Source organism: Azospirillum sp. P4_B5, from assembly GCF_056402275.1.
On record NZ_JBFUHT010000130.1, the window covers coordinates 1 to 1,793 of the forward strand.

General features: G+C 65.9%; 3 protein-coding genes and 1 other annotated feature. Of the genes, 2 read left to right on the plus strand and 1 reads right to left on the minus strand.

Annotated features, from left to right (window positions below; translation table 11 throughout):
- Positions 1–45: 45 nt before the first annotated feature.
- Positions 46–1,277 (minus strand): IS3 family transposase gene (locus AC1DVI_RS32340; protein ID WP_476961465.1). Its coding sequence is split into 2 segments (ribosomal slippage): positions 46–980 and positions 980–1,277, totalling 1,233 coding nucleotides; the frame shifts between segments, so codons are not numbered across the junction.
- Positions 877–993 (minus strand) — a sequence feature (AL1L pseudoknot). (Overlaps the previous gene by 117 nt.)
- Before the next feature lie 74 nt (positions 1,278–1,351).
- Between AC1DVI_RS32340 and AC1DVI_RS32345 the strand changes: the two genes are divergently transcribed.
- Together AC1DVI_RS32345 and AC1DVI_RS32350 are read left to right on the plus strand one after the other, a co-directional pair.
- Positions 1,352–1,522 (plus strand): hypothetical protein, encoded by a 171-nt coding sequence (locus tag AC1DVI_RS32345; protein WP_476961466.1) that lies wholly within the window; start codon positions 1,352–1,354, stop codon positions 1,520–1,522.
- Positions 1,519–1,793 (plus strand): electron transfer flavoprotein subunit beta/FixA family protein (locus AC1DVI_RS32350; protein ID WP_476961467.1); only part of this gene is annotated, 275 nt, incomplete at its 3' end. The genes AC1DVI_RS32345 and AC1DVI_RS32350, both read left to right, overlap by 4 nt.

The window sequence follows — 1,793 nt, forward strand, 5'->3', positions numbered from 1 at the left end:
TGAACCTGAACCGCCCCAGGTTTTCCGGAGGCCGATTTAGTTGAGTCACGCCGCCATGGCGATGTCCTCAGTTTGTGCATAATAGCGCGCTTCGGCCTCGGCGGGAGGGATGTTGCCGATGGGTTCGAGGAGGCGCCGGTTGTTGAACCAATCGACCCATTCCAGGGTGGCGAACTCGACGGCCTCCAGGGTGCGCCATGGCCCACGGCGCCGGATCACCTCGGTCTTGTAGAGGCCGTTGATCGTCTCGGCCAAGGCGTTGTCATAGGAATCGCCGACGCTGCCGACGGAGGGCTCGACACCGGCGTCGGTCAGACGCTCGGTGTAGCGAATGGCAACGTATTGCGACCCGCGGTCGCTATGGTGAATGAGGCCGCTGCCCTTGGCCGGTCGGCGGTCGTGAAGCGCTTGCTCCAGAGCATCCAGCACGAAGCCTGCGTGGGCTGTGCTGGATACCCGCCAGCCGACGATCCTGCGGGCGAAGGCGTCGATGACGAAAGCCACGTAGACGAAGCCCCGCCATGTCGAGACGTAGGTGAAATCGGCCAACCACAAGGCGTTCGGGCGTGGTGCCTGGAACTGGCGGTTCACCTGGTCCTGCGGACAGGGCGCCGCCCGGTCGCTGATCGTGGTGCGCACCACCTTGCCCCGTGTTGCTCCCTTCAAACCCATGCGCTTCATCAGCCGAGCCACCGTGCAGCGTGCCACGGCGATGCCCTCCCGCCCCAACTGTCGCCACACTTTGCGCACCCCATAGACCTGGAAGTTCGCCTCCCAGACCCGCCGGATAGCCTCCCTCAGCTCGGCGTCGCTCCGCGAACGGGCCGACGCCCTGGACGGATTGACCTGCCGGGCGGCGTGAGCGCGGTAGGTCGACGGGGCGATCGGCAGTACTTGGCAGATCGGCTCGACCCCGTGAACGGTGCGATGCGCGTCGATGAAGGCGATCATTTCCGAAACGGGCGGTCGAGCTCCGCCTGGGCGAAATACGCCGACGCCTTGCGCAGGATCTCGTTCGCCTGACGCAGCTCGCGGTTCTCTCGCTCCAGCGCCTTGATCCGTTCCTGCTCGTCCGTTGTCGGGCCGGGCCGCGTGCCCTGGTCGCGCTCGGCCTGCCGGACCCACCCCCGCAGCGTCTCCGCCGTACAGCCGATCTTCGCCGCGATCGAGCTGATCGCCGCCCACTGCGAGGCGTGATCCCCCGCGTGCTCGAACACCATCCGCACCGCGCGTTCGCGGACTTCAGGAGTGTATTTGCGTGATGCCGGTTTCGTCATGATGACCCCATCTTCTCAAGAAACGGGGCCTCCGGGAAACCCGGGGCGGTTCAGCGGCAACGGCAACTCAGTCCGTGACCGCAATCATCGACGGCGTGGCGCGCTCCGCCAACAGCACCAAGACGGCGGCGGGGGATGTGTTGAGCGCCTCCGGCGACCTTACCCGGCAAGCCGCCAGCCTACGCACAGAAATCGAACGATTCCTGTCCGACATTCGAACCACGGAAGAAGCAACGCAGACATGAAGGTCCTCGTCCCGGTCAAGCGGGTGGTCGATTACAACGTCAAGATCCGCGTCAAGGCGGACGGTTCCGGCGTTGAGACCGCCAACGTGAATATGAGCATGAACCCCTTCGACGAGATCGCCGTCGAGGAGGCCGTCCGCCTCAAGGAAGCCGGCAAGGCGACCGAGGTCATCGTGGTCACCGTCGGCCCGACGGCGGCGCAGGAGACGCTGCGCACCGCGCTCGCCATGGGCGCCGACCGCGGCATCCTGGTGCAGACCGACGCCGAGAC